The organism is Variovorax sp. P1_H12_2 (genome assembly GCF_056405335.1).
Genome location: NZ_JBFUCI010000375.1, coordinates 1 through 6,380 on the forward strand (window position 1 = coordinate 1; position 6,380 = coordinate 6,380).

5 protein-coding genes and 1 pseudogene are annotated in these 6,380 nt (G+C 65.7%); 1 reads left to right on the forward strand and 5 read right to left on the reverse strand.

Annotation, left to right across the window (positions count from 1 at the left end; all coding sequences use genetic code 11):
• Nucleotides 1–168: 168 nt before the first annotated feature.
• The 3 genes from AC1D2K_RS27480 to cuyB all read right to left on the reverse strand — a co-directional run bounded on the left by AC1D2K_RS27480 (nucleotide 169) and on the right by cuyB (nucleotide 3,456).
• Entirely contained in the window at nucleotides 169–564 is a 396-nt protein-coding gene (locus AC1D2K_RS27480) for a hypothetical protein (protein WP_478092624.1), read from the reverse strand.
• Nucleotides 565–1,065: 501 nt separating this feature from the next.
• Complete coding sequence (locus tag AC1D2K_RS27485) at nucleotides 1,066–1,872, reverse strand: YoaK family protein (protein ID WP_478092626.1); 807 nt, start codon at nucleotides 1,870–1,872, stop codon at nucleotides 1,066–1,068.
• Nucleotides 1,873–1,941: 69 nt separating this feature from the next.
• Nucleotides 1,942–3,456, reverse strand: coding sequence for a cysteate racemase (gene cuyB / locus AC1D2K_RS27490; RefSeq protein ID WP_478092628.1), 1,515 nt, complete (start codon nucleotides 3,454–3,456; stop codon nucleotides 1,942–1,944).
• A gap of 157 nt (nucleotides 3,457–3,613) precedes the next feature.
• On the opposite strand from cuyB, the gene AC1D2K_RS27495 reads away from it, so the two are divergent.
• Nucleotides 3,614–4,510 (forward strand): LysR family transcriptional regulator, encoded by an 897-nt coding sequence (locus AC1D2K_RS27495; protein ID WP_478092631.1) that lies wholly within the window; start codon nucleotides 3,614–3,616, stop codon nucleotides 4,508–4,510.
• A 293-nt stretch (nucleotides 4,511–4,803) separates the two neighbouring features.
• Here the strand turns inward: AC1D2K_RS27495 and AC1D2K_RS27500 are convergent, their stop codons facing one another.
• Together AC1D2K_RS27500 and AC1D2K_RS27505 are read right to left on the reverse strand one after the other, a co-directional pair.
• The gene (locus tag AC1D2K_RS27500) at nucleotides 4,804–5,850 is read right to left on the reverse strand and encodes an IS110 family RNA-guided transposase (protein WP_478092633.1); all 1,047 of its coding nucleotides are present in this window, start codon (nucleotides 5,848–5,850) and stop codon (nucleotides 4,804–4,806) included.
• A 158-nt stretch (nucleotides 5,851–6,008) separates the two neighbouring features.
• A pseudogene (locus AC1D2K_RS27505) lies at nucleotides 6,009–6,380 on the reverse strand (hypothetical protein); the annotation flags it as partial.

Consider the following 6,380-nt stretch of genomic DNA (forward strand, 5'->3'; position numbering starts at 1 on the left):
GCGTGGCGCAGCTCCTGAGGTCATTGACGCCAACGCGCTTCAGTGCGGCACAAGCCGAGTGCATTCATGAGCTCCTGAGCTTGAACGTTCAAGACTTCCACGCTACCTTGGCCGACGCCATGGAGCTCTGCCCGCTTCGGGACCGGCTGCGTGCGAGCGCGCGGCGAGTCAGGCCGTTGTCGTGCTCGGAGCTTCGCGTCGCAACGGCAGGTATCGGACAACCCTGAGGTTGATGCTCAGCTGGACCGGCAACCGCCCTTCCCTCACCCGTACATCCAGAACGTCCTTGAGATCGAGATCTACATCACACTCGTAGATCAACGGCGCGAACGCACCCAGGCCGACTTTCGGCTCTGCTTCGTCTTGCACGAATGTGAACGTGAAGGCGTCGTGCGCCGGATTGCGCCATCGAGACCTGCTGAACTTGCCGTGCAGCATTCCGTCGGTCCACTTGACGGAGTGATCGGAAAGTTGCTCTATGTGTTGGCGACAGATGCTCACGGCGATGAAAACGTCCCGGTCAGCCATGCACAGCGAATCCATCGTGCAGGCCTCGGCGTTCACGATCGCAGCGTCCGCTTGCGCTGCGGCGGCCCCGCTGCCTGAGTCACTGTCCCCCGATACGCACGTGACCACCGCCCACACGCACGCACCGACTACAGAAAACCCCAACAAAGGGCGGCGCAATGGCACGAGTCTCGACTTTTCCGACATTGAATTCCTCCCCCCCGCTTCTTGTCCTTGGCTCATCGTCCTGGCCTTCCGTCAGGGAAGTTCCGGAAGACGCCCCGGTTGGCTATCGCCCACCCCTCCTCAATAGGCCGCCCCACGATTCGTCAAAACGGCACGGCCGAGACAGCTCTGGAATTAAGGATCAGACCTCCTGATTTGGTGCATCCTTGACGACCAACTTCGGACGTTTCGCCCAAACATTCAGAAGGAGACTGCGCACCCGTGGATTCATCGGACGAATTGGCGGCCCAGTGGACGGCTGTCCGCTTGGCTGGGGACACGGCCTGATGGGCCTTGGGGACGGGCGCTGCGCCCTGCTCGAGGACGCCGGGGTCAGTCGCCGCCGGACGGGCGCGACGGGCTGGGGCGCCAGCCGACGAAGCTCGCAAGCCGGCGCAGATGGCGGGACCGGGGAAAATCCCGGGCAAGCGGCGGCAACGACAGCGCCAGCAGCAGCGCCGCGAGCGGCAGCGTGCAGATGAAGCCGACATACTTGAAGCCCAGCGCCCCGGCGATTCCGCCCAGCACGAACATGCCCACCAGCCCGCTGGCCATGCGAATGCGATGGGAGTTGTGGTGCACGCGGGCCGGGGCGGCGCTGCCGGCCCGGTTCCAGTAGAAGAACTTGCCCAGCTCCATGCCCAGGTCGGTGATGTTGCCGGTCATGTGCGTGGTGCGAATGCTGCCCCCGGAGGTCTTGGACGCCACCGCGTTCTGCAAGCCCATGATGAACGACAGCAGCAGCACGGTGAGCGGCACCGCAAAGGGCGTGTTCCAGGTGAGCGTGATCGCACCCATCAGGCCGAAGGGAAGCATCAGCGCGGCCTCGAGCAGCAGGGGCAGCGCATAGACGGCACGGAGATGGTGCTGGCGCCCCCAGTTCACCATCATGGCGCAGACCGCCGCGCCGCTCAGGAACGCCAGCACGGCGCCCAGCGCGTTGAGCAGGAGCTTCGCATTGCCCAGCACCAGGCCATCCGCCAGCTGGGAGGCGAAGCCGGTCATGTGCGAGGTGTACATGTGAAGCACCAGGAAACCGCCCGCGTTGACGGCGCCCGCATTGAAGGCGAGCARCAGTCCCAGGGTCCGGTTGGTCGAGGGCGAGCGATGGCGGTTGGTGATGAAACGCAGGCGGCGCATGGCTCGCCATCTTGACACGAAGCCGGCGAGACGAATCCCGGATTTCGATTCGCGTCTTCGTTTCTTCCTTCACCGCGCCTTGCTGCTGCTGCAGCAAGCCGGGCTCATCACGCTCAACGGCAACCCTCTCGCAGCGCGGCTGTACGCGATGCAGCGCTGGGCCAGCACCTGCGCCGGATCGATGATCGGGACGGTCCTGCCATCGACCTGGTAGCCGAGATCCTGTTCAATCAGCAAGGGCAGCTCCGTGCAGCCGAGGATGATCACTTCGGCGCCCCGCCCGGCCAGCGCCCGTATCGCGGCTTCCACGCGGGCCCGCCCTTGCGGATCGCGGAACCCGGACTTCACGCCTCGGGGCCCGTAGATGGCATCCATGATCTCGTCCTGGGTGGCGGCGTCCGGCGTCAAGGCCTGTCGCATCGCGCGCTCGATCTCTTCGTGGTAGACGCGGGCCGCGATCGTGCCGGTGGTCGCCAGCAGCCCGATGCGACGCGCGTCCCCGTAGGCCTTCGCGATGAAATCGACCGTCTCGCGCAGCATGTGAATGATCGGAATCTGCAGCATCGGCTGGATGTGGTTCACGAAGGCGTGGGCCGTGTTGCAGGGGATCGCGATGATGTCGGCGTCGGCGTCCTGGAGCTTCCTGCAGGTGGCGTACAGCGCGAGCGTCGGGTCCGCACCATYGCCGACCAGGTAGGCGGTCCGATCGGGAATCTGCGGGTTCTGCTCGACGACCACCTTGAGATGGTCCTGGTCGCGCACAGCGGGCGTGGCTCGCACCAGCTGGTCGAGAAAGCTCACGGTCGCCGCCGGCCCGACCCCCCCGACGACACCGACCTTGAACGGCCGGGGCACCGGAGCGAAGACCTGCGAGGCGGCGAACGCCGCGTAGACCTGGTTGGAATCGACCAGGGGCAGCCCTGCGGCCAGCGCACGCAGCGTCAGTTCCTGCAGCACAGCGCACAGGACCGTGCTTCCGACCAGGATCAGCTCCGCGCCCTGGGCGACGACGTCGTCATGCGCGCGTTCGGCCCTGCGGCGATCGCTGGCGGAGACGGAATAGCTCGACGAGGACGCGACGCCGAGTTCCTCGATCAGCACGCTCAGATCGTCGAGCGCCCGGGCACGCGGGTAGATCCACTCGATGCCGCGGTCCTCGAACGCACGCTCGAACAGTCCGAGCGCCTTGACCGGCGCAGAGGCCAGCACGCCGATCCGGCGAACCTCGGGGAAGACGACCGTCACGTGCTCGACCAGGGCGGCCATGATGCTCGCGATCGGCACCGGCGAGACGGGGGCCAGCTCGGACGCGAACCGGTGCGACGCGAAGCTCGGCAGCAAAGCGCCGGCCAGCCCGGCGTCCGCGGTCCGCCAGATCGAATCGAGGAGCGTCATGCCTCGCCCCACGTCGGCGTCGTTCGCCGCCGTGGCGTCGTCGAACGCCGATTCGCGGTCGCGCAGGACCCGGTACCTCCGGGGCGCCTGGCCTGCACAGAGGGCCTCGAGCTTCGCCGCGATGTCGGCCGCCCCGAGGTGCCCGGGCGGCCCGATGACAAGCAGTGATCGAGGCGTGGTCGAGTTCATGCCCGAATTCTGTGCCGCCCGGTGCTGCTTGTCGCATTGGAAGTTTGCCAGGAACCATTAAGCTGGCTAATACCCTCGCGTGCTGCGGTGAGACAATGGGCAGCGAGGCGCAGCGTCATGACGCGCGTCGCCCACGACGATGCCCCGGAGGTTGGCTGTGCGACTGAAACATATCGAGGTCTTCAACGCGATCATGCTGACCGGCACGGCGAGCGGGGCGGCCCGGCTGCTCCACGTCACGCAACCCGCCGTGACCCTCACGCTGCAGCACGCCGAACTGCAACTGGGCTACGCACTGTTCACCCGCCAGCGCAACAGGCTGGTGCCCACCAGCGAGGCCCAGGCGCTGTACCCGGAAGTCCAGATGCTGGTCTCCCGGCTCGAATCGGTGCGGCGGCTCTCGACCAGCCTGCGCCAGGGCGGTCGCAACGAACTGCGGCTTCTGATCGTGCCCTCCCTGGCGGTGCGGGCGCTGCCGGACGCCCTGAAGCTGTTCCGCAAGCGCTATCCCGACCTCGCGATCTCGAGCCGGATGCTGCACTCGCACGAGATCACGCAGGCCATCGCGCTGCGAGAAGGCGACGTGGGCATCGTCTACGGCCTGAACCAGCACCCCGGCGTTCAGCAGGTGGCGATCGCGGCGGGGCGCCTCGTGTGCGTGTCGTTGCGCCCCGCGCGCGGCAACGACCGGCGCAGCACGGTGGAGCTTGCCGAACTGCTGCGCAGCGGATTCATCCGGATCGACGAGCGCGATCCGATCGGGGCGATGCTGGCCGAGCAATGCGCGCGGCATGGCACCGAGCCCAAGGGCGGCCTGACGGCCCAGACCCACCACATCGCGATGGTGTTCGCGGAGCAGGGCCTGGGGCCGGCGATCGTCGACTCGTTCACGGCCGCGGCCACCACGAGCAGCGCGCTGCAGGTGCGCACGCTGCTGCCCGAAGTGCCCGTCAGCGTGCAGGCGTTGCTGCCGCAGGGCGAACGCTCACCGAAGCAGGTGGCCGACTTCATCGAGGCCTTCAAGTCGGTGATCGTCAGTGCACCGTCCAGCTGACGAGGTGCTCGAGTACTTTCCCTTACATGGTCGTCCCTAGGAAAGCAAGATTCGGCGGCGTGAAGTTCAAAGGGCTCGCAGCCTTACATTCGGCCTGTTTGTGCAGGGTTTTCCTGCTGGCCCTGATGGCGTTCGCGGGCGAGGTTCCTATCTGATGGCCGGGCTTGATGCCCAAGGGACAGTTTGGAATGCCCCCGCCCCGGTTTGACCCTGTGCTCCATCACATCGCTTCGTGCAGGCTCTCCTTCAAATCGGTTTCATCGCAATCAGGGGGCGAGACTCGGCTCTTTATCTCAGGCCGCAGCAACCGCGGTCGAATTCCACTTGACCGGGTCAAAGGCTTTGCCTTTGGCCAAGACTGCCCAGACTGTGCGTGCCATCTTGTTGGCCAGCGCGACAACCACCACGTTGAAATGCTGCCGCTGCAACAGCCGTTCGAGCCAACTGTTATGCGCACTGCGGCTGACTACGGCTCTCGCTCCGTTAATCAGCATGCTGCGCAAGTAGGTATCACCCCGCTTGGAGATTCCCAGTTGCTGCGTCTTGCCGCCCGTGCCAACCTGGCGCGGCGTCAAGCCGAGCCACGCAGAGAATTCGCGTCCCGACTTGAAAGATGAGAAGTCCGTGGCGGTGGCTACCAATGCCGTCGCCGTCAACGGACCGACGCCAGGAATCGCCTGTACGGCCAGCATCTGGCGGCTCTGTTTGACCATGGCGGCCAGCCGCTTGTCGATCTGGTCGATGTCATCCTGCAAGGCCTCGATCCGTTTGAGTTGCTCCTGAACGCTCACTACCACCACGTCGGGCACACGGTCCCTTTGCTGAGCGTTGGCGAGCTCGGCTTGCACGGAGTGCAATAGCTTCTGATGGCCCTCTGGCAGCACGATGCCGAATTCGTAAAGCAAGCCTCGGAGAGCGTTGGTCTGCATGATCCGCATCTTCATCAACTGAGCGCGTATGCGGTGCAGGCTGAGGCAAGCTTGCTGCTGCTCGCTCTTGACGGGCACCTCGCGGATGTGCGGCTGCTGGGCAGCCACCCAGATGGCTTGTGCATCGAGTGCGTCYGTCTTGTCGCGCAGCACAAAGGCTCGCACATGCTTGGCGGGCAGCAGCTTGACTTGGTGCCCCATCACAAGCAGAGCCCGAGCCCAGTGGTGCGCACCTCCGCAAGCTTCCATCGCCACCAGCGAGGGTTGACGATTGGCGAAGAACTCGGCCACCTTGGCCCGCTTGATCTGCCGCCTGTGTATCTCGCCCGTCTCAGCATCCACAACGTGAATTTGAAATACGTTCTTGGCGATGTCCATGCCAATGACGGGTAGTTGCTCGATTGACTGCATAGCGGGCCTCCAGGGTCGAAGTGGTTGAATCGAATCTACGCGTTGGCACATCAATGCCGCTGCTAAGAGGCCATACCTTGGACGGGCTGATTCTTCACGTCAACAGCGGGGGGTAGGCGGGACGACCATGCCATCTGATGGAGTGGTTCCATCGGGACCTAGCGCAGCGCCATCAACAGCACGCCGGTGACGGCCAGCGCTGCGGTCCAGGCCCGGCGCAGCGCCATGCCGCTCAGCAGCCCAGGGTGCATGGCGACACCGCGGCACACGCCGGTGGCGATGACGCCGGTCGTGGCCAGCATCGCAGCCGTGTGGAGGCCGACTGCCGCCAGTGCCAGCGCCATTGAGCCCGACGCGGTGATCTCGCGCGCCGGATCGTCGGCCAGGCACAGCGGCAGGAGTGCCGGAACCAGCATCAACCCGGCGCCGTGCGCGGTGGCCATCAGGAAGGACCAGCACGCGATGGCGGCGTGGCCGGCCCGCGCGCCGATCGGCTTGCGCGGCCCGGCGCCGCGCAGCAAGCGGTACGA